At 71.7% G+C, this 23,935-nt stretch carries 24 protein-coding genes; 16 read left to right on the top strand and 8 right to left on the bottom strand.

Translation table 11 applies throughout. The annotated features are described in order from the left end of the window. Window positions 1-161 precede the first annotated feature (161 nt). The 3 genes from OG521_32295 to OG521_32285 all read right to left on the bottom strand — a co-directional run bounded on the left by OG521_32295 (window position 162) and on the right by OG521_32285 (window position 2,474). Window positions 162-1,049 (bottom strand): hypothetical protein, encoded by an 888-nt coding sequence (locus OG521_32295; protein ID WUW25190.1) that lies wholly within the window; start codon window positions 1,047-1,049, stop codon window positions 162-164. Next, the gene (locus OG521_32290) at window positions 941-1,954 is read right to left on the bottom strand and encodes a HEAT repeat domain-containing protein (protein ID WUW25189.1); all 1,014 of its coding nucleotides are present in this window, start codon (window positions 1,952-1,954) and stop codon (window positions 941-943) included. The genes OG521_32295 and OG521_32290 overlap by 109 nt, the downstream gene beginning before the upstream one ends. A 130-nt stretch (window positions 1,955-2,084) precedes the next feature. Beyond that, entirely contained in the window at window positions 2,085-2,474 is a 390-nt protein-coding gene (locus OG521_32285) for a DUF5997 family protein (protein ID WUW25188.1), read from the bottom strand. Window positions 2,475-2,532: 58 nt separating this feature from the next. On the opposite strand from OG521_32285, the gene OG521_32280 reads away from it, so the two are divergent. The 5 genes from OG521_32280 to OG521_32260 all read left to right on the top strand — a co-directional run bounded on the left by OG521_32280 (window position 2,533) and on the right by OG521_32260 (window position 7,840). Continuing rightward, complete coding sequence (locus OG521_32280; GenBank protein WUW25187.1) at window positions 2,533-3,342, top strand: LysR substrate-binding domain-containing protein; 810 nt, start codon at window positions 2,533-2,535, stop codon at window positions 3,340-3,342. Window positions 3,343-3,405: 63 nt separating this feature from the next. Beyond that, window positions 3,406-3,918 carry a DinB family protein gene (locus OG521_32275; protein WUW25186.1) on the top strand — a complete coding sequence of 171 codons (513 nt, stop codon included), beginning with the start codon at window positions 3,406-3,408 and terminating at the stop codon, window positions 3,916-3,918. Window positions 3,919-4,027: 109 nt separating this feature from the next. Further along, on the top strand, window positions 4,028-4,525 hold the full coding sequence (locus OG521_32270) for a peptidylprolyl isomerase (protein ID WUW25185.1): 498 nt from the start codon (window positions 4,028-4,030) through the stop codon (window positions 4,523-4,525). Between the two features lie 154 nt (window positions 4,526-4,679). Continuing rightward, entirely contained in the window at window positions 4,680-5,423 is a 744-nt protein-coding gene (locus OG521_32265) for an ATP-dependent Clp protease ATP-binding subunit (protein WUW25184.1), read from the top strand. 173 nt (window positions 5,424-5,596) lie between these two features. After that, window positions 5,597-7,840: an MMPL family transporter gene (locus OG521_32260; protein WUW25183.1), complete on the top strand. Its 2,244-nt coding sequence runs from the start codon at window positions 5,597-5,599 to the stop codon at window positions 7,838-7,840. A gap of 35 nt (window positions 7,841-7,875) precedes the next feature. On the opposite strand, the gene OG521_32255 is transcribed toward OG521_32260, so the two are convergent. From OG521_32255 to OG521_32245, 3 genes are read right to left on the bottom strand one after another with little or no spacing between them, the layout of a single operon-like run. Then, window positions 7,876-8,448 (bottom strand): histidine phosphatase family protein, encoded by a 573-nt coding sequence (locus tag OG521_32255; GenBank protein WUW25182.1) that lies wholly within the window; start codon window positions 8,446-8,448, stop codon window positions 7,876-7,878. A 60-nt stretch (window positions 8,449-8,508) separates the two neighbouring features. Next, the gene (locus OG521_32250) at window positions 8,509-8,940 is read right to left on the bottom strand and encodes a GNAT family N-acetyltransferase (protein WUW25181.1); all 432 of its coding nucleotides are present in this window, start codon (window positions 8,938-8,940) and stop codon (window positions 8,509-8,511) included. After that, a complete protein-coding gene (locus OG521_32245) occupies window positions 8,937-10,406 on the bottom strand; it encodes a PLP-dependent aminotransferase family protein (protein ID WUW25180.1) in 1,470 nt (489 codons plus the stop codon). Before OG521_32245 ends, OG521_32250 begins: the two co-directional genes overlap by 4 nt. Here OG521_32245 and OG521_32240 point away from each other — a divergent pair. Next, window positions 10,405-11,385, top strand: coding sequence for a DMT family transporter (locus OG521_32240; protein WUW25179.1), 981 nt, complete (start codon window positions 10,405-10,407; stop codon window positions 11,383-11,385). The two genes, OG521_32245 and OG521_32240, sit on opposite strands and share 2 nt — an antisense overlap. A gap of 42 nt (window positions 11,386-11,427) precedes the next feature. Continuing rightward, window positions 11,428-11,643, top strand: coding sequence for a DUF1918 domain-containing protein (locus OG521_32235; GenBank protein WUW25178.1), 216 nt, complete (start codon window positions 11,428-11,430; stop codon window positions 11,641-11,643). Window positions 11,644-11,651: 8 nt separating this feature from the next. Here OG521_32235 and OG521_32230 read toward each other — a convergent pair whose 3' ends face one another. Then, window positions 11,652-12,926: a family 10 glycosylhydrolase gene (locus OG521_32230; protein WUW25177.1), complete on the bottom strand. Its 1,275-nt coding sequence runs from the start codon at window positions 12,924-12,926 to the stop codon at window positions 11,652-11,654. Between the two features lie 186 nt (window positions 12,927-13,112). On the opposite strand from OG521_32230, the gene OG521_32225 reads away from it, so the two are divergent. The 9 genes from OG521_32225 (at window position 13,113) to OG521_32185 (ending at window position 23,182) form a co-directional block, all read left to right on the top strand. Further along, window positions 13,113-13,973 carry a 3-hydroxybutyryl-CoA dehydrogenase gene (locus OG521_32225; protein WUW25176.1) on the top strand — a complete coding sequence of 287 codons (861 nt, stop codon included), beginning with the start codon at window positions 13,113-13,115 and terminating at the stop codon, window positions 13,971-13,973. 501 nt (window positions 13,974-14,474) lie between these two features. After that, complete coding sequence (locus OG521_32220; protein WUW25175.1) at window positions 14,475-14,723, top strand: hypothetical protein; 249 nt, start codon at window positions 14,475-14,477, stop codon at window positions 14,721-14,723. Between the two features lie 458 nt (window positions 14,724-15,181). Continuing rightward, entirely contained in the window at window positions 15,182-16,834 is a 1,653-nt protein-coding gene (locus OG521_32215; GenBank protein ID WUW25174.1) for a hypothetical protein, read from the top strand. 539 nt (window positions 16,835-17,373) lie between these two features. Continuing rightward, the gene (locus OG521_32210; protein WUW25173.1) at window positions 17,374-18,027 is read left to right on the top strand and encodes a GntR family transcriptional regulator; all 654 of its coding nucleotides are present in this window, start codon (window positions 17,374-17,376) and stop codon (window positions 18,025-18,027) included. A gap of 45 nt (window positions 18,028-18,072) precedes the next feature. Beyond that, window positions 18,073-18,831 (top strand): PIG-L family deacetylase, encoded by a 759-nt coding sequence (locus OG521_32205; GenBank protein WUW25172.1) that lies wholly within the window; start codon window positions 18,073-18,075, stop codon window positions 18,829-18,831. Beyond that, a complete protein-coding gene (locus tag OG521_32200; GenBank protein WUW25171.1) occupies window positions 18,831-19,544 on the top strand; it encodes a 4-carboxy-4-hydroxy-2-oxoadipate aldolase/oxaloacetate decarboxylase in 714 nt (237 codons plus the stop codon). Before OG521_32205 ends, OG521_32200 begins: the two co-directional genes overlap by 1 nt. Next, the gene (locus OG521_32195) at window positions 19,541-20,650 is read left to right on the top strand and encodes a 4-oxalomesaconate tautomerase (GenBank protein ID WUW25170.1); all 1,110 of its coding nucleotides are present in this window, start codon (window positions 19,541-19,543) and stop codon (window positions 20,648-20,650) included. Before OG521_32200 ends, OG521_32195 begins: the two co-directional genes overlap by 4 nt. Next, complete coding sequence (locus OG521_32190; GenBank protein WUW25169.1) at window positions 20,647-21,594, top strand: VOC family protein; 948 nt, start codon at window positions 20,647-20,649, stop codon at window positions 21,592-21,594. Before OG521_32195 ends, OG521_32190 begins: the two co-directional genes overlap by 4 nt. Window positions 21,595-21,850: 256 nt before the next feature. Beyond that, the gene (locus OG521_32185; protein WUW25168.1) at window positions 21,851-23,182 is read left to right on the top strand and encodes an aromatic acid/H+ symport family MFS transporter; all 1,332 of its coding nucleotides are present in this window, start codon (window positions 21,851-21,853) and stop codon (window positions 23,180-23,182) included. 215 nt (window positions 23,183-23,397) lie between these two features. On the opposite strand, the gene OG521_32180 is transcribed toward OG521_32185, so the two are convergent. Next, window positions 23,398-23,928, bottom strand: coding sequence for an NUDIX domain-containing protein (locus OG521_32180; GenBank protein ID WUW25167.1), 531 nt, complete (start codon window positions 23,926-23,928; stop codon window positions 23,398-23,400). Between the last annotated feature and the right edge of the window lie 7 nt (window positions 23,929-23,935).

Genomic DNA, 23,935 nt, shown 5'->3' with positions numbered 1-23,935 from the left:
CGGATTCCGGCCGGGGCCGGTCGAGGCCGGTCATTCTGCGATCCGGGGCGGGCCTTGCCGCAAGCCCCCTGACGCGCTATATCTTGATAGTGGCAAGGAGAGGGCAGCATCCTCCTTGCCTTTTCGTTTGCTGCCCGGCGGTCCTTCGGGTGGCCGGACTCTCAGCCGGTCAGCGCCAGCAGTTCGCGTGCCGCCCGCCTCACCGCGAGGTCCGGATGCGGGCTTCCGTCGCAGAGGAAACCGCCGACGACCCGGCGGGGCGAGGCGGCTATGTGCTCGACCGCGGGGCGGGCGCCCTCCGGGAGCAGCCGCATCGCCACAAGTGTGCGGAGCGCACCGAGCTGTGGTTCGTGCCGGTCTGCGCGACGGGTCAGCTGGTCCGCGATCACCGGCGCCATGTCGTGCGCGCTCCCCGTGACGCGCCAGATCGCGGCAGCCGCGTCCGCCCTGCTCTCCCGGGCCGGCGCCCGCAGCCGTTCCTCCAGCAGGGGCAGCAACGGGGCCGCGGGCGGCCCGAGTTCGCTCGCGACCAGGACCGCCGCCCTGCGGCGCTCCGGCGCGTCCGGCAGCGCCCGTACCGCCCGCAGTGCCGGTTCCGTGTCCCCGTCGACGCGCGCCAGTGCCAGCGCCGCCGCCAGGTCGCCCGCGGCGGCGTGCGTCCACAGGGCCCGTGCCGCGTCCGGGCCGGCTGCAGGCCCCAGCGAGGCCAGCACCCCGGCCGAAGCGGGCAGCAGCCGGACCAGGTCGCCGGCACATGCGGCGGCGAGGGCGGGGAACGGCAGCAGGGCGTCCAGCCATTCGGCCCGCGGGCGGGCCGCGACCCGCCGGGCCACCGGCTCGGCCGCCGCGCCGAACACCTCGGCCGCCGCGGACACCACCGCCCCCGGCACACCGAGCGGCGTCAGGGACAGCGAGGCCGCCTCCTCGGGCAGTTCGTCCATCAACCGCAGCACGAGGCCGGGCGCACCGGGCACGCGCAGCCGTACGGCGGCGAGCGTCGCCGCGACCCGGACCGCGGGGTCGTCGGACCGCAGATGGGGTCCAGCCATGGAGCGGCCTCACCGCCCTTGAGCGCGGCTCCCACACGGGCCACCCGGCACAGGCCGTCCGCGTCGGTGGCGGCGGCCGCGAGCCGGGGCAGGACCGCGGCCTCCCGGTCGCGCCAGGTCTCGGTGAGCTCCCAGGCCAGCGGCAGCCCCCGCTCGACGGCGCGCAGGGCCGCGTCGGGGTCCGCCATCAGCCGCTCGGTGAGCGGGACGTAGGAGGCGGGCCACGGCCGGTGCGTGCCGTCGTCGCCGGGCGCGGCCCCGTGGGCGTCGAGCGCCGATTCCACCAGGGCGGGCGGCAGCGGCAGCGGTGCCGTGCGGAGCAGGTCCGTCGCCGCTGCGGTGCGCACCAACGGCTCGGGGGCGTGCAGGAGTTCCCGGTTACGGGCCCTGCTCGGGCCGGGTGAGACGTCGAGCAGTCCGAGCGCGGTGACGAGGGCCGCGCGCACCTCGGGGTCGCCCTCGGTCTCCAGCCGGGCCCGCAGCAGCGGGAGCAGCGGCAGAGACGCCTCCTCGCAGCCGGCGATGATCCACACCATGGTGCGCCGGACGGCAGGGTCCCGGTCCGCCGCGAGGCCGAGGAGGGCAGGAAGGGCCGTGGCCACCGCCCGTCGTACGTCCTGCCGGTCCCGTCCCGCCCCGTCGGCCGCGCCGTGCAGCAGCCACAGCAGCGGCAGCCGGTGACCGGGCCCTTCGAGGGCGAGCCGGGCGACGAACCGCACGGCCGGTGCCGTCGCCGAGTAGACGGAGCCCTGGTGACAGAGGGAGGAGAACAGCTCGTCCACGGCCTCGCCCCGGGCCTCGGCGTCCGGCGATGCGGCCGCCCGCAGCAGAGCGGGGACGTCGTCCGCCGGCCCGTACGCGTGCTCCAGCGCCGCCCAGTCGATGGCGTCGATCCCCTCCGGCATGGGGGTCAGCCTAGGTGTATTGCCCTGTCCGGCGCGGGCGGCCTTGCGGAGAACGACGTGTGGGTGGCCCCCGTTCCGCCGGTGTCCGGCGGAACGGGGGCCACCCACACGTGAACCCGGAGGGGCGGCGCTACGACTGGTCCTTGCGCTCCGCGTTCCGCTCCTTGATCCGTACGGTCTCCTTGCGGACCTCCGCCTGCGTGGCCCGCTCCTTCTGCAGCCACTCGGGGCTGTCCTGCTTCAGCGCCTCGATCTGCTCGGTGGTGAGGGCGTCCGTGACGCCTCCGCGGGCGAGACCGGAGATGGACACGCCCAGCTTGGACGCGACCACCGGCCGGGGGTGCGGGCCGCTGCGCCGCAGTTCCTGCAGCCACTCGGGCGGATCGGCCTGGAGGGCCGCCAGCTCGGCGCGCGAGACGACACCCTCCTGGAACTCGGTGGGGGTGGCCTCGAGGTACACACCCAGTTTCTTCGCCGCGGTCGCGGGCTTCATGGTCTGGGTGGTCTGGTGCGACGTCATGGTGTCCAGGGTATCGAGCGTGTGCGCCACCTCTGACCACGACCGGTAACCTGGCGGGGTGACAGGCTCGGAAGTTTCCCCTTCGTTCCGGCTCGCGTACGTCCCGGGGGTGACGCCCACCAAGTGGGTGCGGATCTGGAACGAACGCCTGCCCGGCGTACCCCTGGCTCTCGTGGCGGTGCCCGCCGCCGAGGCGCCGGCCCTGCTGCGCGACGGCGGCGCCGACGCGGGCTTCGTGCGGCTGCCGGTCGACGGGACGGATCTCAGCGCGATCCCGCTCTACACCGAGCAGACCGTGGTCGTGATCCCCAAGGACCATGTGGCGGCGGCGGTCGAGGAGCTCTCCCTCGCCGAGCTGGCCGACGACATCGTGCTGCATCCGCTGGACGACCTCCTCGGCTGGGAGCAGCTGCCCGGCAAGCCCGCGATCGAGCGGCCGGCCACCACGGCCGACGCGGTCGAGCTGGTCGCCGCGGGTGTGGGCGTACTGGTCGTTCCGCAGTCGCTGGCCCGTCTGCACCACCGCAAGGACCTCACCTACCGTCCCCTGACGGACGCGCCCGAGTCCCGCATCGCGCTGTCCTGGCCGCAGGACAGGACCACCGACCTGGTGGAGGACTTCATCGGGATCGTCCGCGGGCGGACCGTGAACAGTTCGCGTGGCCGCAGCACCGCGCCCGCGGAGCAGCCGAAGGCGAAATCGAAGCGGGCCGAGGGCGGCGCCGCGCGGCGGAAGCCCGCGGGGGGCGCGGCGGCGGGGAAGAACCCGCGCGGCGGCTCAGGCGGTGCGAAGGGGGCCAAGGGCGGCGCGCGCGGCGCGAAGGGTGCCGCGGCCGCCAAGCGCGGCAAGCCCCGCCGGCGGCCGTAGGGCGACCGCTGCGGAGCGGTCGCGGGGCCCGGCTGTCAGACCCGCCTGGCAGCATCGGTGATCATGACGCACACCGAACGCGCGATGCCGCCCCTCCAGGCCGACGAACGCACCAATCTGGCTGCCTGGCTCGACTTCTACCGGGCCACCGTGGCCACGAAATGCGACGGCCTCACGGACGGACAGGTGCGGGAGGCCTCCGTGGCACCGTCGGAGCTGACGCTGCTGGGGATCGTCCAGCACCTGACGGAGGTCGAGCGGAACTGGTTCCGCCGGGTGCTGACCGGTGAGGACGTGCCGCCCGTGCACGGCGCCCCGGCCGCTCCCGGTGACCACGACGGAGGGTTCGGCCTCTCCGACGGCACCAGCTTCGCGGACGCCCGCGCGGCCTGGCTCGACGAGATCGAGGTGTCCCGGGCCAACTGCGCCGCGAGGTCGCTGGAGGACACCGCGCCTTTCATGGGCGGCGAGGTCGCTCTGCGGTGGATCTACACGCACATGATCGCCGAGTACGCGCGGCACAGCGGCCACGCCGACCTGCTGCGGGAGCGGATCGACGGCAGCACCGGGGTGTGAGGGAGCACGGGCCGGGCAGCCGCCGCGTTCACCGGGCCGGTCACCCGTGAGCGGTGTTTCGCCGCGCCCGCCCGTCGGGGCCGCGCGGGAAGATGTCAGGATGGGTTCCATGACGAGCAAGGTTTACTTCGACATCACCATCAACGACGAGCCCGCCGGGCGGATCGTCTTCAACCTGTACGACGACGTCGTCCCGAAGACCGCGGACAACTTCCGCCAGCTGGCCACGGGCGAGCACGGCTTCGGCTACGCGGGTTCGTCCTTCCACCGGGTCATCCCCGAGTTCATGCTGCAGGGCGGCGACTTCACCCGTGGCGACGGCACGGGCGGCAAGAGCATCTACGGCGCGAAGTTCGACGACGAGAACTTCAAGCTGGCGCACACCAAGCCCGGTCTGCTCTCCATGGCGAACAGCGGCCCGAACTCCAACGGCTCGCAGTTCTTCATCACGACCATCGTGACGTCGTGGCTGGACGGCAAGCACGTGGTCTTCGGCGAGGTCGCCGACCAGCAGAGCATGGACCTGGTCACGAAGATCGAGAGCCTCGGCTCGCAGAGCGGCCGCACCAAGGCGAAGGTCACCATCGCCGAGTCCGGCGTCCTCTGATCCCGGACCGCTCGCGCACCAGCTGAACGGACGCGCCGCCCGACGAACACCGTCGGCCGGCGCGTCCGTCGTTTCCGGGCCCGCGCCGCACCGGTACCGATGGCATGTCAACCGAAGGTTGACACTCACCTCACTGTCAACCTACCGTTGACACATGACGCAGCCCGTAGGCATGACGCAGCCCGTTCGTCTCGACGACCTCATCGCAGCCATCAAGAAGGTCCACCCCGAGGCACTCGACCAGCTTCAGGACGCCGTCATCGCGGCGGACCACCTCGGCGACGTCGCCGACCACCTCATCGGCCACTTCGTGGACCAGGCGCGGCGCTCCGGCGCCTCCTGGACGGAGATCGGCAAGAGCATGGGCGTGACCCGGCAGGCCGCCCAGAAGCGGTTCGTCGCCAAGGATCCCGGCGAACTGACCGAGCTCGACCCCAGCCAGGGCTTCAGCCGCTTCACCCCGCGCGCCAGGAACGTCGTGATGGCCTCGCAGAACGAGGCGCGCGCCGCGGGCAACGCCGAGATCGGCACCGTCCACATCGTGCTGGGGCTGCTGATCGAGCCGGAGGCGCTCGCGGGCGCGTTCATCAAGGCGCAGGGGGTCGCCCTGGACAGCGTCCGTCAGGCCGCCGAGCAGGCGCTGCCGGCGCCCGCGGAGGGTCAGCCGCCCGAGCTCATCCCGTACGCCGCCGATGCGCGCAAGGTGCTGGAGCTGACCTTCCGGGAGGCGCTGCGGATGGGGCACAACTACATCGGCACCGAGCACATCCTGCTGGCCCTGCTGGAGCACGAGGACGGTACGGGGCTGCTGACGGGTCTCGGTCTCGACAAGGCGGCCGCGGAGGCGGCCGTCATCGAGGCGCTCACCCTCGTCGTCGACGCGCAGCAGAAGGACTGACCGGGCCCGTGCCGCACGGCGGGAGCCGCGGCTACCGGCCGTGCGGCGGAACGGGCGGGTCCGCGAACGTGTCGCGGACCACCGGTCCCGCAGCGGCCTCTACGTTCTCGGAGTGAACACGGGGATCACCAGCCGCCCCGGCTGAACGGCCCGTCCCTTCTCCGGAGAGCGCCATGGCCACGCCCAGCGGCAGCAGCACCCACACACCACCGGCACGATCGGGCGGGGGGTGGCTTCTGCGGCTGGGCGAGTGGTGCGCGCGCCACTTCGTCGTGGTGATCGTGCTGTGGCTGGTCGCCCTGGGCGGGCTGCACGCCCTGCAGAGCGCGTTCGGGGGGACGTACTCCGACGACTTCAGCCTGCCCGGCACCCAGTCCAACACCGGCGCCGAACTGCTGAAGGCGCACGATGCGGCCGCGGGCGGCACCGGGGCGCAAGTGGTCCTGCACGATGCGCAGAAGCCCCTGACCGACGTGCAGAGCCAGGTCGACCAGGTGGTGGGCAACCTCCAGAAGCTGCCGCACGTCCTGTCCGCCCAGAACCCGCTGCCCTCGTCCTCCTCCGCGACCTCCACCTCGCTGTCCAAGGACGGCAGCACCGGGTACATCACCGTGCGGTTCGACGTGAACCCGACCTCGCTCGACGACTCGTATCTCGGCCAGGTCGACACGGCGGTGAAGCCGCTGCGCTCCGCCGGTGTGGAGGTCGAGTACGGCGGCCCGCTCGGAGAGCTCGCCCGGCCCGAGACGAAGGACCTCACCAGCGAGGCCGTCGGTTTCGCCGTCGCGGTGGTCGTGCTGCTCATCGGGTTCGGCAGCATCATCGCCGCGGGTGTCCCGCTGCTCACCGCGCTGATCAGCGTGATCGTCGGGCTGAGCTGTCTGGCGCTGGTGGCCGCAGCCACCACCTTCGCGAGCGTCTCGCCGACCCTCGCCACCATGATCGGGCTGGGCGTCGGGATCGACTACGCCCTCTTCCTGATCACCCGTCACCGTCAGCTCGTCATGGACGGCGCCGATCCGGTCCGGGCCGCCGGCCGGTCGGTGGCCACCAGCGGGCGTGCCGTCCTGGTCTCCGGCTGTACCGTCATCGTCGCGCTGGCCGGTCTGTACGTCTCGCGGGTCAGCTTCATCGGCAAGCTGGGGGCCGCGGCCGCCGTCACCGTGATCACCGCGGTCATCGGCGCCCTCACCCTCGTCCCGGCCCTGCTGGGCCTCATCGGCAGGCGGATCGACCGCTACCGGGTGCGGCCGCCCGTCGCCGAGGGCGGGGCCGGCGCCGGCGCCCCGGCGACGGGCGGCTGGCACCGCTACGCCCAGCGGGTGGAGCGGCGGCCCTGGTGGTTCCTGCTCGCCGGGCTGGTCGTGGTGGGGGTCCTCGCGATCCCGCTGTTCTCCATCCGCCTCGGGCACATCGACGACGGCGCCGATCCGACGAGTTTCACCGACCGGCGCGCGTTCGACCTGATCTCCACCGGTTTCGGGCCCGGCGCGAACGGCCCGTTCACCCTCGTCGTCGACCAGCGGTCGGTGCCGGACTCGGACCGCTCGGCGCTGGCGAGCAGCCTCCAGAAGGCGCTCACCGACGTGCCGGGCGCGGCCAGCGTCACCCCGCTGCAGCCGACGGACGACAACGCGCTGCTCGTCGGCACCGCCCTGTCCGAGGTGGCCCCGCAGGACGCGGGGACGACCACCCTGTTCAACCACCTCAAGGACGACGTCCTGCCGCAGGGGGTTTCGGGCACCGCCGCCTCCGGCTACGTGACCGGGACGACCGCCGCCCAGGAGGACTTCCTCGACCTCATCGCCAGCCGGCTCCCCCTGATCATCGCGGTCGTGGTCGGCCTCGCCTTCGTCATCATCCTCATCGTGTTCCGCGGCGTCCTAGTCGCGGTCAAGGCGGCCGTCCTCAACCTCCTCTCGATCGCCGCGTCGTACGGGGTGGTGGTGGCGGTCTTCCAGTGGGGCTGGGGCGGGCCCGCCCTGGGGGTCTCGGGGACCGTGCCCATCGAGAGCTATGTGCCGATGATGATGTTCGCCATCGTCTTCGGACTGAGCATGGACTACGAGGTGTTCCTGATCGCCCGCGTGCACGAGGCCTGGCTGCGCACCAGGGACAGCAAGGGCGCGGTGGCGCACGGGCTGGAGATCACCGCGCGGGTGATCACCTGTGCGGCGCTCATCATGGTCAGCGTCTTCGCCGCGTTCGTCATCAGCGACAACATCGTGGTGAAGATGCTGGGGCTCGGACTGGCGGTCAGTGTGCTGGTCGACGCCACGATCGTGCGGCTGCTGCTGGTCCCCGCGGTGATGACGCTGCTCGGCCGGAGCGCCTGGTGGATGCCCGGGTGGCTGGACCGGGTGCTCCCCCGCATCGACACCGAGGGCGACTCGGTGCCGCCGCTCCCGGCGCCCTGACCCACCGCGCCGGTCCCGCGCCGGCACGGGCCGGGTCACGCCCCGGTTTCCAGGCGCAGGCTCCAGCGCCGCGGCAGGCCGATGAGCGTGACGGTGGAGAGCGGCCGGACGTCGACGTTCCAGTACGACGACGGCGGGGCCTTCAGCGCGTACACGAGGGCGGCGCGGACGACGGCGGGTTCGGCCACGGCGACGATCGACCCGTCGCAGGCCGGGCGGGTGTCCAGCCAGCTCCCGATCCGGGAGATGAAGGCGAGCAGCGGTTCACCGCCGTGCGGGGCCGAGCGCGGGTCCGCCAGCCAGGCGTCCACGGCCGCCGGTTCGCGCGCGGTGACGTCGGCGAGCGTGCAGCCGCGCCAGCGGCCCATGTCGCAGTCGCGCAGGGCGGGCTGGACCAGCGGGGCGAAGCCGAGCGCCTGACCGGTGGCGCGGCTGCGGGCCGTCGGTGAGCAGTACCGCAGTTCGGCCGCGCCCAGGGGCACCAGGGCCGGGGCGGCGAACTGGACCTCCTGCCAGCCGGCCGCGTCGAGCGGCCGGTCGTCGTCGAAGCGCTCACCGAGCAGGGAGGAACTGCGTGCCGCGGCGACGAGCGAGACTCGAACACTCATGGGCGCGATCGTGGAGCCGATCGCCACGCGGGTCAAGAGTGCCGCCGCAAGCGCTTCCGGTCAGGCGAACCGGAGGCACATCCATTGGTCCGGGTTGTCGAGCGCCCGGAAGCCCGCCTTCTCGTACACCCCGTGGGCGTCGGCCGTGCCGAGGAGGAACCTGCGGACCCCGGTCGGGGCGAGGTGGTCGCGGGCCGCGACGACGAGCCGGCCGCCGAGGCCCTGCCCGCGGGCCGTGCGGTCGACGTACACGTCGCAGAGCCAGGCGAAGGTGGCGAGGTCGGTGACCACGCGTGCGTAGCCGGTCTGTTCGCCGGTCGCGAGGTCGTAGGCGCCGAAGTTCAGCGAGCCGGCGATGGCCCGGTCCTGGTGCTCGCGCGTGCGCCCCCTGGCCCAGTAGGAGTCGCCGGAGAGCCAGGTGTGGATCCGGGCGGCGTCCAGCCGGGCGGGGTCGGACGAGATCTCGTAACGTTCCTGAGGTATTCCGGTCATGGCCGGAGACTAGTCTCCGCGGGGCCGAAGGCGCCGTCCCAGGCGGTGCACAGGCGGCGCACGCCCTCGGTGATCTCCGCGAGGCCGGCGACGGCGACGAAGCTCAACCGGACCTGGGGCGCCGGGGGTTCGGCGCAGAAGTAGGGGCGGCCCGGGGCGATGGCGACACCGGCGCGCAGCGCCGCAGCGACCATGGCGGACTCGTCGGCGCCGGCACCGGAGTCCGGCAGCCGCAGCCAGAGGCTGCCTCCGCCGGCCGGGATGTGCGGCAGCGCGAGGCCGGGCAGCTCCTGGCTCAGCGCGGTGACCATGGCGGTGCGGCGGGCGCGCAGCTCGGCCGAGACGGAACGCAGATGGCGGCCCCAGGCGGGCGAGCCGACGAGTTCGAGCGCGGCCTCCTGGAGCGGCCTGGGGACGAAGAGGCTGTCGACCACCTGGATGGCCCGCAGCCGCTCCATGACCGGCCCCCGGGCCGCCAGGGCACCCACCCGGAAACTGGGCGATGTGGCCTTGGTGAGGGAGCAGACGTGGACGACGACCCCGTCGGGGTCGTCGGCGGCCAGCGACGCGGGGAGCGGTCCGGCGTCGTCGTGGACGAGGTGGCGGGCGAAGTCGTCCTCGACGACGAACGCCCCCGCTTCCCGGGCGATCCGCACGATCCCGGCGCGCCGGTCGGCGGCGAGGACCGTGCCGGTCGGGTTCTGGAAGAGGGGCTGGCACACCAGGACGCGGGCGCCGGTGGCCCGGAAGGCCGCGGCGAGCAGTTCGGGACGTACGCCGTCCCCGTCGACGGGGACGGGCACGGGCCGCAGTCCGGTGGCGCGGGCGGCCGCCAGCATGCCGGGGTAGGTCGGCGATTCGACGAGGACGGGTGCGCCGGGCGGGGCGAGTGCCCGCAGCGCGGTGGCCAGGGCGCTCTGGCCGCCCGCGGTGATCAGCACATCGGCCGCGGTGAGGGCGGGGCCGATCTCGCGGGCGAACCAGGCGCGCAGTTCGGTGAGTCCGTCGGTGGGCGGGCGGCTCCAGGCGCCGGGGCGGCGGCCGGCCCGGGCGAGGGCCGCGGCCATGGCCCGTTCGGGCTGGAGGGAGCTGTGCAGATAGCCGCCGTTGAACTCGATGACCCCGGTGGGCGGGGGCGTCAGGGTGACCAGGAGGCCGGAGGCGTCGACCGTGCGGGGCACCACCTCGGGTCCGCCGTCGCCGCTGAGCGACACCTCCTGCCAGGAGGTGTCGGCGGGCGGGCGCACGGAGGTACGGGGCTGCGCCCGGAAGGCGCCGGAGCCCGGGCGGGTGACGACGAGCCCTTCCGCGGCGAGCAGGGCGACGGCCCGCGAGACGGTCACCGGGCCGGCCCTGAAGCGCTCGACGAGGGCACGGCTGGACGGCAGCTTCTCACCTGGTGAGTAGCGGTTCAGCTCCTTGCGGAGCACTTCTGCCAACTCGGCGACACTGCTACGCTCTTGCATGAGAGACGAGAATAGCGCTACCGAATCGCCGACGATAGCGGTCGCCACGGCACCCGTCCCCTCCGAAGCGGGAGCGTCCCGCGGTTCACGCGACGCTCCCGGCCCCCTCCCGGCCGGCCGCGGCGGAACGCTGCTCGCCCTGCTCGGCGTGGTCTCCTTCTCGCTGACCTTCCCCTCCACCGCCTGGGGCCTGGAGAGCTTCGGCCCCTGGTCCCTGGTGACGCTGCGGACCCTGCTGGCCGCCACGATCGCCGGCGGGTTCATGCTCGCTGCCCGGGTGCGGGTGCCCGAGCGGCAGCACCGGGCCGGGCTCGCGGTGGTGGCGTGCGGCGTGGTGGTGGGGTTCCCGCTGCTGACGACGCTGGCGCTGCAGACCTCGACGACCTCGCACGCGGCGGTCGTCGTCGGCCTGCTGCCGCTGACCACCGCGGTGTTCTCCTCGGTCCGCACCGGATCGCGCCCGTCCCGCGCGTTCTGGGCCGCGGCGCTGGCCGGCGCGGCGGTGGTGATCACGTTCACCGTGCTGCAGAGCGGCGGGGGCATCTCCACCGGCGATCTCTACCTCTTCGCCGCGCTGCTGGTCTGCGCGGCGGGCTACACGGAGGGCGGCAGGCTGGCGAAGGTGATGCCGGGCTGGCAGGTGACGGGATGGGCCCTGCTCCTCACCGCGCCGCTCGCGGTGGTGGGCGCCGCGGTCGCGCTGCCGCACGAACCGGTGCGGTGGACCGCGCACGGGGTGGCCGGGCTGGTCTGGGTGGCGGTCGCCTCGACCTTCTTCGGCCTGTACGTCTGGTACCGCGGCATGGCGGAGATCGGGGTGGCCCGGGCCAGCCAGCTTCAGCTGGCGCAGCCCCTGCTGACGCTGATCTGGTCGTTCCTGTTGCTGGGCGAGGAGATCGCACCGGCGGCCCCGGTGGCGGCGGTCGCGGTCCTCGTCTGCATCGCCGTCACGCAGCGCGCCGGAGCCCGCCGGTCATAGACTTGTCGACATGGCACGCCACCCGTGAGGAGGTCACTCCCGATGGAGGCACACACGGGCGACCGGCTGCTGACGCACGGCAGGACCGTGGGGCAGCACGACCGGGTCGCCGAGATCCTCGAAGTGCTCGGGGACGGGGGCGCTCCCCCGTACCGCGTCCGCTTCGAGGACGGACACGAGCATCTGATCGCCCCCGGCCCCGACAGCGTCGTCCAGCACACCGGGCGGAGCCGGGACCCGGGCACGCAGGTGCGCTGAACAACCGGTCAGCGGGGCGGACGGGCCCGGGCCTGGTAGTGGTCGGCCACCACCCGGTCCATCGCCCCGATCCGGTCCCTGACCACGCTGTTCCCGGAGAAGTAGACATGGCCGCGGGCCTGGTCGTGACCGGCGGCCAGGTCGACGTGCCGCGACAGCTCGGCCGGGTCCTGCCAGGCCGCGGGCTGGGCGGGGTCGCCGGCCTTGTAGAGGGCCTCGCCGATGAAGAGGTCCACGCCGGTGCCCCTGACCACCTCGCCCCACCAGGGCACCAGCTCCGCGTAGTCGGCGGGAGCGAAGCCGATGTTCCAGTAGAGCTGGGGACAGATGTAGTCGATCCATCCCTTCTTGATCCAGCCACGGGTGTCCGCGTGCAGGTCGTCGTAGGTCTGCACCCCCGCCTCGGTCCGTGAGCCGAGCGGATCGGTGGAGGCGTTGCGCCAGACGCCGAACGGACTGATGCCGAACCGGACCCCCGGCTTGAGCGCCTTGATCCGTCCGGACATCTCCCGTACGAGCTTGTCGGTGTTGTCACGCCGCCAGGCGGCCTTGTCGGGGAAGCCCGCACCGTACTTCGCGTACGCGGGTCCGTCGGCGAAGGACTGTCCGGCCACCGGGTACGGATAGAAGTAGTCGTCCCAGTGCACGGCGTCGATGTCGTAGCGGCGGACCGCGTCGAGCATCGCGTCCTGGACGAAGGCACGGACCTCGGGCAGCCCCGGGTTGTAGTAGAGCTTCCCGCCGTACGGCAGCACCCACGCCGGGTGCAGCCGGGCGGGATGGGCGGCGGACAGCCGGGAGAGGTCGGTGTGGTTGGCGACCCGGTACGGATTGAACCAGGCGTGCAGTTCGAGACCGCGGGCGTGAGCCTCCTGGACGGCCGTGCCCAGCGGGTCCCACCCGGGGTCCCTGCCCTGGACGCCGGTGAGGCAGGCGGCCCACGGCTCGTGCGGTGAGGGCCACAGCGCGTCCGCCGAGGGGCGGACCTGGAGGACCACGGCGTTCAGCCGCCGGTCGACGGCCTCGTCGAGGAAGGCGGTCAGCCCGGCCCGCTGGGCGGCGGCGGACAGCCCCGGCTCCGCGGGCCAGTCGAGGTTCTCGACCGTGGCCACCCACATCCCCCGGAGCTCGCGCCGGAGCGCGTCGCGGGGTGCCCCCGGCCGGCCCGGACCGCGGCCGCGCGGGACCGCGGCGGCGTCACCGGCCACGGCGGCCGGGGCGATCACCCCCGCGACCGTCCCCGCCGCCCCCGTCACGAACTTCCTTCGCTCCATGTGCCGCATGCCGTCGCTCCCGCCGTCTCCGTACTCGTCCGCGGCCCCGCATTCCGGGCCCGGAAGCGAGCATGCCCGCCCCGGCCCGCAAACCCCGGTAAGGCGCGGAGTAACGTCGTGGGGTCGTGGTGGAGCCCGGAATCAGACGGAAGCCGCCGAACGGAGAACAGCGAAAGGCACGAGGTGACGGACTCTATGGCCGACATTGCACGCGTCGGGGTGGTGGGCTGTGGCCAGATGGGCGCAGGCATCGCGGAGGTGTGCGCCCGCAGCGGCCTCGACGTCAAGGTGGCAGAGACCACCGGCGAGGCGCTGGAGATCGGCCGCACCCGGCTCCACAACTCCCTCTCCAAGGCTGCGGAACGCGGCAAGATCACCGCGGAGGAGCGCGACGAGACCCTGGCCCGGCTCAGCTTCACCACGGACCTCGGCGAGTTCGCGGACCGCGATCTCGTCATCGAGGCCGTCGTGGAGAACGAGCAGGTCAAGACCGAGATCTTCCAGGTCCTGGACCAGGTGGTGACCCGGCAGGACGCGATCCTCGCCTCGAACACCTCCTCGATCCCGCTGGTGAAGCTGGCCGTCGCGACCTCGCGTCCGGACCAGGTCATCGGCATCCACTTCTTCAACCCGGCCCCGGTGCAGAAGCTCGTCGAGCTGATCCCGGCGCTGACCACCTCGGAGGAGACGGTCAAGCGTGCCGAGGCCGTGGTGCAGGACATACTGGGCAAGCACCCGATCCGCGCGCAGGACCGCTCCGGCTTCGTCGTCAACGCGCTCCTGATCCCGTACCTGCTCTCCGCGATCCGGATGTTCGAGTCGGGCATCGCCAGCCGCGAGGACATCGACAACGGCATGGAGATGGGCTGCGCCCACCCGATGGGCCCGCTCAAGCTCGCCGACCTGATCGGCCTGGACACCGTCGCCTCGGTGGCCGACTCGATGTACGCGGAGTACAAGCAGCCCCTGTACGCCGCTCCCCCGCTGCTCCAGCGCATGGTCGACGCGGGCCGGCTCGGCCGCAAGACCGGTTCGGGCTTCTACCCGTACGTCTGACCACCCGTCCGCGGGTCCGGCGCTCACGCTGCTGGGCCCGCGGGGGCACGTTCCCCGAGGTCAGGGCCGCGGGCGGCTTCGAAGAGCCTCATCCTGTACAGCCGACCCGACGCCGTGCCGGAGCGCTACGGAGCAACGGCGCGGACGCGGGGGCCCGAAGCCCTGGGCCTTTCAGCGCTGTCGCAGCCTTCCGTGCTTGTACTGCGACCAACTCGTCCGGAAGTTGTCGGGCCGTGGGCAGCCATCGTGTCAGCAACTCCGTCATGATGAGCATGCTGTCCGCGTCATCGTCGTCCTGCAGAGCCTGGGCGACGGCCTCAACGGTCTGTGTAGCCAGGAGCGTGGTTTTCGCCATCCTCGACACCTTCTCCCCACTCAGTTGAAGGGTCAGGGGCCAGACAGAGGATTCCCACGCTTCACGGCGCACCGCAGCGCTGGATGCCAGGGTTTCCAGCAAGGCCGGCAACAGCGCACCGTTCCAGCCTCGGGTGTCATCACGGCTTGAGATCAGCGAGCCAACCTGGCGTACAGGCGGAGGCCGCCGGAATCCCCGACCGGGCGGGAGAGCCGAAGCCCGCCTCCGCGCGGGCCGAACGGACCCGACGGCCGCCGGCCGACGACGAACAAGCCCGCGCCGGCCTCGGCTTCGCGGGGCACACCCTGGGCCCCGCCCTGCCGGCGGTCGCCGGCGTGACCGACGCGGCGGAGGCCATCTCGGCAGCCATCTCGCCGACTGGGCCTCCTGACTGAACCCCGGCATCGACGCTCGCCCTGTATCAGCCGTCGCACAGCGATCGAGCACGCCCGGTTCGTCGTCTCCACCGACGTCCTGGGCGCAGATGCCCCGCCCAGGGGCGCCGTCCACGCAGGAAGGAAGCGGAACCTGCGCCGCGCCCACCAGTGTGCCGACGACGAAGTCGAAGCCGACCTCCCGAGCCCGGAGGCCAAAATGTCGGCGAAATCGTTGTGCATATTGTTAACATTCTTGTAGCGTGCGTCCAGCCTCGGTAACCGAGGCCTTGAGCGAAGCACTCGGTGCTCGACGAGGGAGACTCATGGAGAGGCTTTCCGTGCCAGACGAACGCGATGCACTCATTCACCCGGTGACGAGGGCACGACGCCCTGGCTACCGCAACCGCCTCATCAGAGGCGTGGCTCTCGCGAGTTCTCTCGTGCTTGCCACGGTCGCGGTCCCGACTTCCGCCGCTGTGGCTGCCTCGGGCGCGTCCCCCTCGGGGCACCGCGCCAAGGCCACCGATCCCCAGGACTCGGCACTGGACTTCGACTCCGCCGCGTACACGACGATCGCCGTCACCGTCGACGGCCGCCCGATGAACGTGCGCTGGTACAAGGAGATCTGCTACGTCGCCAAGCCGGTCGCCGCGGCGGCCCAGCAGCCCGGCGGCCCGGGCGGCGGCACCACGATCCCCAACACCGCCTGCGGCTACCAGAGCATGAACGTGTTCGTCCCGGAGAGTGCGTTCGGCGACCAGCACACACCGGTCTACTTCGCGGTGAACAACAGCGGCTGGAGGGCCAGTTACATCAAGGCGAGTGTCACCGCCGGCACCTCCTACAACAGTGCGACCAGCAATGTCGGCGCGGCGTTGAAGGCGGGGTACGTCTTCGTCGATGTCGCCAACCGCAGCCGCGGCCTGGTCGGCGCCGACGGCGCGGCCCCCGGCAAAGCTCCCGCCGCGGTGGTCGACGCCAAGGCCGCCGTGCGTTACCTGCGCCTCAACGACGCCGCTATGCCCGGCAGCGCGGAGCGGATCGTCATCAACGGCACCAGCGGCGGCGGCGCCCTGGTTTCGATCCTGGGCGCCTCCGGCAACAGTGCGGAGTACAACCACTATCTGGCCGAGATCGGCGCGGCCGGCATCGACGCCAAGGGACGCAGCACCGTGCGCGACGACGTCTTCGCCGTCAACGCGTACTGCCCGATCACCGACCTCGGCAACGCCGACAAGGCGTACGAATGGCTGTACGGCATCCTCGACACCCGCAATCGCACCGGCTCGAACCCCTCGCCCGAGGACGCCTCCGCGATCGCGGCACAGTTCGCGGCCTACGAAAGAAGCCTGGGACTGCGCAATCCCGACGGCACACCGCTCACCGCCTCCACCATGCTCAACGCCATCAAGAACGAGGTCATCCGCTCCGCGGAGACCTATCTGAAGGCCGACCCCGCCCACGCCATCCCGCCGCTGGGCGGCACCTTCGAGATCACCTCCGGTGGCCCCGGGGCGCCGCCCACCCCCAAGTCCTACGTGAACGACTGGATCGACATCGACGCCACCACCCGCAAGGTGCGCTCCGTCGACATGACCAAGTACCTCGTCTTCGTCGCCACCCAGACCACCCTGAAGACGAGCCCCGCCTTCGACGCCGTGGGCGTCAACGGAAACACCACCAGCGGTACCGAGACCGACCTGTTCGGCCCTCCGACCCAGAAGTACATGAACTACACCGAGTACAGCTGGAACCACAACGACGTCGCCGGCGACGGCAGCGGCCTCGACGACACCGGCCTGACCTGGGACCGGTACACGGCGAAGAAGACCACCACGGTCGATGAGCAGGTCCACCTGATCAACCCGATGGACTTCATCGGCACCACCGCGGACACCGCCCCCAACTGGTACGTCCGCCACGGCACCCGGGACCGGGACACCGCGTTCACCGTCTCGGTCAACCTCGACCGGGCACTCGCCGCGGACAAGCAGGTCCACAGCCTCGACTACCAGCTCGCCTGGAACCAGCCGCACGCCGGCAACTACGACGTGCCCGAGGCCATGGCCTGGATAGCCAAGGTTGTCCGCTCAGCCGGAGATCCGCTCGCCCCCGGCCGCCACGGATAGCCCCTCTTCGGCCGCCACGGGCAGACCGTCCAGGCGCCCGAAAGTCGATGGCCGGCACCGCGGCTGTCCGGCCTCCGGGCTCGGTGCCGGTCGCAGCATGTCTCCACCAGCCCAGTAGCCGGCAGCCAGTTCGTCCGGCGTGAGCGGCTCGCGACTGACCCGTCCGTGCCTCCGGTGACCAGGCCCGACTGGGACCTCCGCCAGCCGACAGGGTCGGGCCGATCGTGCAACGCAGGGCCCGGCGGGACCACCGCCGGGCCCGTGTGCGTGAGAGCGAACAGGCTGTGGCGCCGCACCCACCCGCCGCGCCCCGCCGACGCCCGCGCAAGGGCATTGCGGCTCCTGGGCCTCGCCGCGCCGCCAGGATCCGCACATCGCGCAGCGCCCTCCCTCTGTGCGAGGACGCACCGGCGCGGCAGGCCGCAACCGATGGCCGGGACGGCAGCTGCCCCGAGTGACGGACTCAAGTGAGAACAAAATCGTTGACAATAATGTTCGCCTAGAGTTAGCGTCGACAGGCACTCACTCAGGGAGGGCACATGCCGGAGGAAGCCCGTACAGGCTCCGGAGAGCAGGCCAAGCAGTACGCGTTGGAGCGGTTGCGGCGGGCGATCCTGCAGGGCGACATGGCACCGGCGCAGCGCCTGGTGGAGAACGAGCTCGCCGAGCAGTACGACGTCACCCGCGCGAGTATCCGGGCGGCACTGCTCGACCTCGCTTCCGAGGGACTGGTCGAGCGAATCCGCAACCGTGGATCGCGCGTGCGGGTGGTCACGGTCGAGGAGGCCGTGGAGATCACGGAATGCCGGATGGCTCTCGAAGGGCTGTGTGCCGTCAAGGCCGCCGAGGCCGCGACCGACGCACAGCTCGACGAGCTGGCCGACCTCGGCAGGGCTTTGTCGAAAGCGGTCGCCGACGGCGATCCGCTCTCCTACTCCGAGCTCAACCACGACCTGCACGCCCGGATCCGGGACATCTCCGGCCAGCACACGGCCGTCGGTCTCCTGGAACGCCTCAACGCCCAACTGGTACGCCACCGCTTCCAGCTGGCGCTGCGCCGAGGCCGCCCCCAGCAGTCCCTGAGTGAGCACCTGGCCATGATCGAAGCGATCAGGGCCAGGGACCCGCAAGCGGCCGAAGAGGCCGTTCGCGCCCACCTCAGCAGCGTGATCGACGCCCTGCGCGCCGACTGAACGCGCTCCTGGGGCGGGGCACACCTGTCACCAAGGAGATGCAGCATGACCCACGGCAACGGCGCACCCGCCGCCACCCCGCCACGATCGACCCTCGTCGTCACCGCGCACGCCGGCGACTTCGTGTGGCGGGCCGGCGGAGCCATCGCCCTCGCCGCCGCCCGGGACGAGAAGGTCACGATCGCCTGCCTCACGTTCGGCGAGCGCGGCGAGTCCGCGAAGGCATGGCGCGAGGGCAAGAAGCTCGACGAGATCAAGGCGATACGCCGCGACGAGGCCGAGCGCGCCGCCGCCGAACTCGGCGCGGAGGTCCGTTTCTTCGACGCCGGTGACTACCCGCTGGTAGCCACCGCCGAGCTGACCGACCAGTTGGTGACCGTCTACCGCGAGACCCAGCCCGACGTCGTGCTGACGCACCCGGTCGAGGACCCGTACAACGGCGACCACCCCGCCGCCAACCGCATGGCCCTGGAAGCCCGCGTCCTCGCGCAGGCCATCGGCTACCCGGGCGAGGGCGAGATCATCGGCGCCCCACCCGTCTTCTACTTCGAACCGCACCAGCCGGAGATGAGCGGCTTCAAGCCCGAGGTCCTGCTCGACATCACCGAGGTGTGGGACACCAAGCGCCGCGCGATGGAGTGCCTGGGCGCCCAGCAGCACCTGTGGGAGTACTACACCGATCTCGCCGTCCGCCGCGGCGTCCAGCTCAGGCGGAACGCGGGGCCCAATCTCGGCCTCGCCCACAGGACCATGGCCGAGGCGTACATGCGTCCGTACCCGCAGATCGCCAAGGAGCTCGCCTGATGCCCGGCGTCATCGTCACCGACCCGCCCAAGGCGCAGGCGCAGGACGTCGAGGCGCTCGCCGGCTACGGCACCGCCACCGTCGGCGAGGCAATGGGCCGCACCGGCTTCCTCGGCACGCATCTGCGCCCGATCCAGCAGGACGTACGCGTGGCCGGCACCGCTGTCACCGTGCTGTGCTGGCCCGGCGACAACCTGATGATCCACGCGGCGGTCGAGCAGTGCGGCGAGGGCGACATCCTCCTCGTCACCACCACCTCTCCCTGCACGGACGGCCTGTTCGGGGAGCTGTTCGCCACGGCACTCGTACGGCGCGGCGTGCGTGGAGTCGTCATGAACACCGGCATCCGGGACACCGCCGAACTGCGCGCGATGGGGTTTCCCGCCTGGTCCGCCGCCGTCAGCCCGCAGGGCACGGTCAAGGCGACCGGCGGCAGTGTCAACGTGCCCGTCGTGATCGGCGGGCAGGCGATCCGCCCCGGTGACGTGATCGTCGCCGACGACGACGGAGTGGTGGTCGTTCCGCGTCAGCTTGCCCGGCGGACGGCCGAGGCGTCCGCAGCCCGCGAGCGGAAGGAGGCGAGTGCCCGCTCCGCCTTCCAGGAGGGCCAACTCGGCCTGGACCGCTACGGGCTGAGAATGACGCTGCAGCGGCTCGGAGTCGAGTACCGCACCCACGAGGAGCACGCGGGGCACCCGGAGGGCGCATCATGACCGGGTTCGCGGAAGTGCGCTGCATGCTGATGCGCGGCGGCACCTCCAAGGGCGCCTACTTCCTCGCCGCGGACCTGCCCGCCGACCCCTCCGTCCGCGACGACCTGCTGGTACGCGTCATGGGCAGCCCGGACCCGCGCCAGATCGACGGGCTCGGCGGGGCGCACCCGCTGACGAGCAAGGTCGCCGTGGTCTGCCCGTCCACCGACCCCGAGGCCGACGTCGACTACCTCTTCCTGCAAGTCGCCGTCGATGAGCCCGACGTATCGGACCGCCAGAACTGCGGCAACCTGCTCGCCGGGGTCGGCCCGTTCGCTGTCGAGCGCGGCCTGGTGCCCGCCGACGACGGCGAGACCTCCGTACGCATCCGCATGGTGAACTCCGGCGACCTGGCCACGGCCACCTTCCCGACGCCGGGCGGACGCGTCGACTACACGGGCGACACGAAGATCTCCGGCGTGCCCGACACAGCGGCCGGCGTGGTCATCGAGTTTCCCCCGGGCAAGAACGAGCTGCTACCCACGGGGAACCCGCGTGACACGGTCGCGGGTATCGAGGTCACCTGCGTCGACAACGGGATGCCGACGGTCCTCATCTGCGCCGAGGCCCTGAAGGTCACCGGTTACGAGGAACCGGAAGACCTGGAGGCGAACCAGGAACTGTCCGCTCGGCTCCAGGAAATCCGCCTCTCGGCGGGGCAGTTGATGAAACTCGGCGACGTATCGGCCACCACCGTGCCCAAGCTCACCCTCCTCGCACCGCCCCGGCACGGCGGCGCGGTCACCACCCGCACCTTCATCCCGGTCCGCTGCCACACCTCGATCGGCGTCCTCGGCGCGGCGAGCGTGGCCGCGGGGCTGCGGATCACAGGAAGCGTCGCGCACGGCCTCGCCGACCTCACCGGCCGTTCCGAGCAGCACGACCGGCTCCGCATCGAGCATCCCAGCGGATTCACGGACATCGAGAGCAGCATCGACCACGCATCCGGCAGCACGCCCCGCGCCCGTCGCACCGCCGTAGTGCGCACGGCCCGCAAGATCTTCGACGGCACCGTCTTCCCCCGTCCCGCCCTCGCGCCCGCGCCCTCTTCAGGAGGTCCCCGATGACTCCGCCTCTCGGCGACATCGCCCACATCGGCCACGCCCAGCTGTTCACCCCCGACCTGGACGCCAGCGTCGCCTTCTGCACCGACTTCCTCGGACTCACCGTCAACGGCCAGGACGGCGACACGGTCTACTTGCGGACCTTCGACGACTACGAGCACCACAGCCTCGTCCTCACCGCCCGCGAACAGCCCGGCCTCGGCCGGCTCGCCCTGCGCACCTCCAGCGAGGAGGCCCTGCAGCGCCGGGTGAAGGCCATTGAGGGGGCGGGCGGCAGCGGCACCTGGGCCGAGGACGAACCCGGCCTCGGCAAGCTGTACGTCACCACCGACCCGGATGGCCACGAGCACGCCCTGTACTGGGAGAGCGAGCACTACCGCGCCCCCGACCACCTGAAACCAGCCCTGAAGAACCAGCCGCAGGCCAAGCCGAACCGGGGCGTGGGCGTCCGCCGCCTGGACCACGTCAACTTCCTGGCCGCCGACGTCCTCGCCAACGCCGAGTTCCAGCAGAACGTTCTCGGAGCCCGGCCCACCGAGCAGATCAAGCTCGACACCGGCCGGGTCGCGGCGCGCTGGCTGACCTTCACCGACAAGTCGTACGACGTCGTCTACACCGAGGACTGGACCGGGAGCGCGGGCCGCCTGCACCACATCGCCTTCGCGACCGACACGCGCGAGGACATCCTGCGCGCCGCCGACCTCGCCATCGACTCCGGCGTCTTCATCGAGACGGGCCCGCACAAGCACGCCATCCAGCAGACCTTCTTCCTCTACGTCTACGAGCCCGGCGGCAACCGCATCGAGCTGTGCAACCCGGTCTCCCGCCTGGTCTTCGCGCCCGACTGGCCGCTCATCACCTGGACGGAGGCGGAGCGCGCGAAGGGGCAGGCCTGGGGGCTGAAGACGATCCAGTCCTTCCACACGCACGGCACACCTCCCCTCTGACCGAGACTGCTTGGCCCCGAGGGTGACGGACACCCTCGGGGCCAAATCGTTGCCTAGATTGTTAACAGAAGTGTTGACGAAGTCGGTACGACTTTCTAACGTCTACGCCACAGCGAGTGCGAAGCTCCCCGTCACCAGCTCAGGGAGCACGTTTCGTCCGCCCCATCTCCAGCCGCGCCAGCCGCGCAGGCCCCCACTGCCCTTGCAGCAAGGGACCAGGGCCCGACCCTGACGTCCCGCACGAGAGGAAACAAAGATGTCCTCCTCCGCCAACTCCCCGCACGACCGGGTGACCGGGACCACCACCCGCCGAAGCCGCAACGTCGTCATCGCCCTGTGCTGGGGGCTCGTCCTGATCGATGGCATCGACACGTTCATCTACGGCTCCGTGCTCCCGAAGATGCTCGGCAGCCACAGTCTCGGACTCACCCCCGACACCGCGGGCACGATCGGCAGCTACTCCAACTTCGGCATGCTGCTCGGAACGATCCTGTCGGGCATGGCGTCGAACTGGATCGGCCGCCGCATCACCGTCTTCACCAGCGTCACGATCTTCACCGTGGCCACCCTGGGCACCGGATGGTCGCAGTCCGCGGGCCAGTTCGGCCTCCTCCGCTTCGTGTGCGGATTCGGCCTCGGCGCCCTGCTGCCGATCGCCATCTCGTACGGCATGGAGTTCACCTCGCGCGGCCGCCGGGCGCTGGCCACCGGCATCATCATGACGGCGCACCAAGCCGGCGGCGCCCTTGCCCCCTTGATCGCGCTCTGGCTGGTCGACGACCACGGTTGGCGCTCGGCGTTCATCGTCTCCGCGATACCCGCCCTGATCCTGCTGCCGCTCGCCTTCAAGCTGCTGCCCGAGTCGCCCACCAACCTGCTCACCCGCGGCCGCCGAGCCGACGCCGAGCTGCTCGCCGCCGACTTCGGCACCGAGCTGCCCGAGCCGAAGGCGAACAGCACCGACAGGCTGGACGCTCTGAAGAACCTCTTCCGCGGCGGCCAGTGGTCCACCACCCTGTGCTTCTGGCTGACGTCGTTCGCGGGCCTGCTGCTGGTCTACGGCGTCGGCCAGTGGCTGCCCAAGATCATGATCGAGCTCGGCTACGACACCGGGGACTCGCTGCTCTTCTCGACGTTCCTGAACGTCGGCGGCATCTGCGGCATGCTCATCGCCGGCCGCACCGCCGACCGGATCGGTCCGCGCAAGGTCGTCATCGCCTGGTTCACCCTGACCGCCGTCTTCGTCTACCTCATGGGCGTCGAGATGTCGGTCGGCCTCCTGTACGCGGTGGTCTTCTTCGCCGGCCTGCTGCTCTTCTCCGGCCAGACGATGGTCTACGCGACCGTCGGCACCCACACCAACGATGAGGACCGGCCCACCGCCCTCGGCTGGGTCTCCGGCATGGGCCGCTTCGGCGCCATCTTCGGACCGTGGATCGGCGGCGCGCTACTCGAAGCCGGCAACGCCGACATCGGCTTCACCATGTACGCCTGCGCCGCACTCTTCGGCGCCGTCATGATGACCCTGGCCGCCATGACCATCAAGGCGCGCTCGGCTTCCACGGCCTCGAAGGCGTCCATGGCGTAGCGGAACGGGAATGGGAAGGGAGCCCTCCAGCGCCGCCGGGCGGATGCTGGAGGGCCACGCTCGCGAGCAACGGAGTCCGATCCGTGCAGCGGGGGGCCAGGCGTGGGCCGAGGCCGGCATGCGATCCTTGCGCCGCAGTGGCTGAAAAGCGCCTGCTTCGTCTGATCCCGCGCGTGCGAGGGGCCCGGCGGCCCCTCGCACGTGAACGGCCGGGCTCAGCCCAGCCGTAAGTGGTGGAGCATCATCAGCCCGGCGGCCATCCCCGCGGCCGGGACCTCACCGCGGGCGACCATGTCGGGGACCAGTTTGAGCGGTATCCACTCGCGGCGCGAGGACTCGAAGTCGTCGCTGGGGTGGCCGGTCCAGCGGGCCTCCTCGCCCCAGAAGAAGTGGTGCCGGGCGTCGGTGAGCCCGTTCGACGGCTCCAGGGTGAGCAGCGGCTGGAGCGGTCCGGGGCGCCAGCCGGTCTCCTCCTCCATCTCCCGGGCCGCCGCCGCGGCCAGGCCCTCGCCGTCCTCGACCACACCCGCGGCGAGCTCCCAGCCCCAGCTGTCCGTGATGAACCGGTGCCGCCAGAGCAGCAGCACCTCGTTCGCCGCGTTGACGACCGTGGCCGCCGCCACCGGCCGGAGCCGGATCGCGAAGTGGTCGAGGTGGTGGCCGTCGGGGAGTACGACATCCGCCAGGTTGACCCGGAACCAGCGGTTCTCGTACACAGTCTGTTCGTTCAGGTTCGTCCACTGCACAGTTCTG

The sequence above is a fragment of the Streptomyces sp. NBC_01463 genome (assembly GCA_036227345.1).
Taxonomy (GTDB): domain Bacteria; phylum Actinomycetota; class Actinomycetes; order Streptomycetales; family Streptomycetaceae; genus Streptomyces.
The sequence above is the reverse complement of the archived record's forward strand: the minus strand, read 5'-3'. Positions and strand labels throughout refer to the sequence as shown.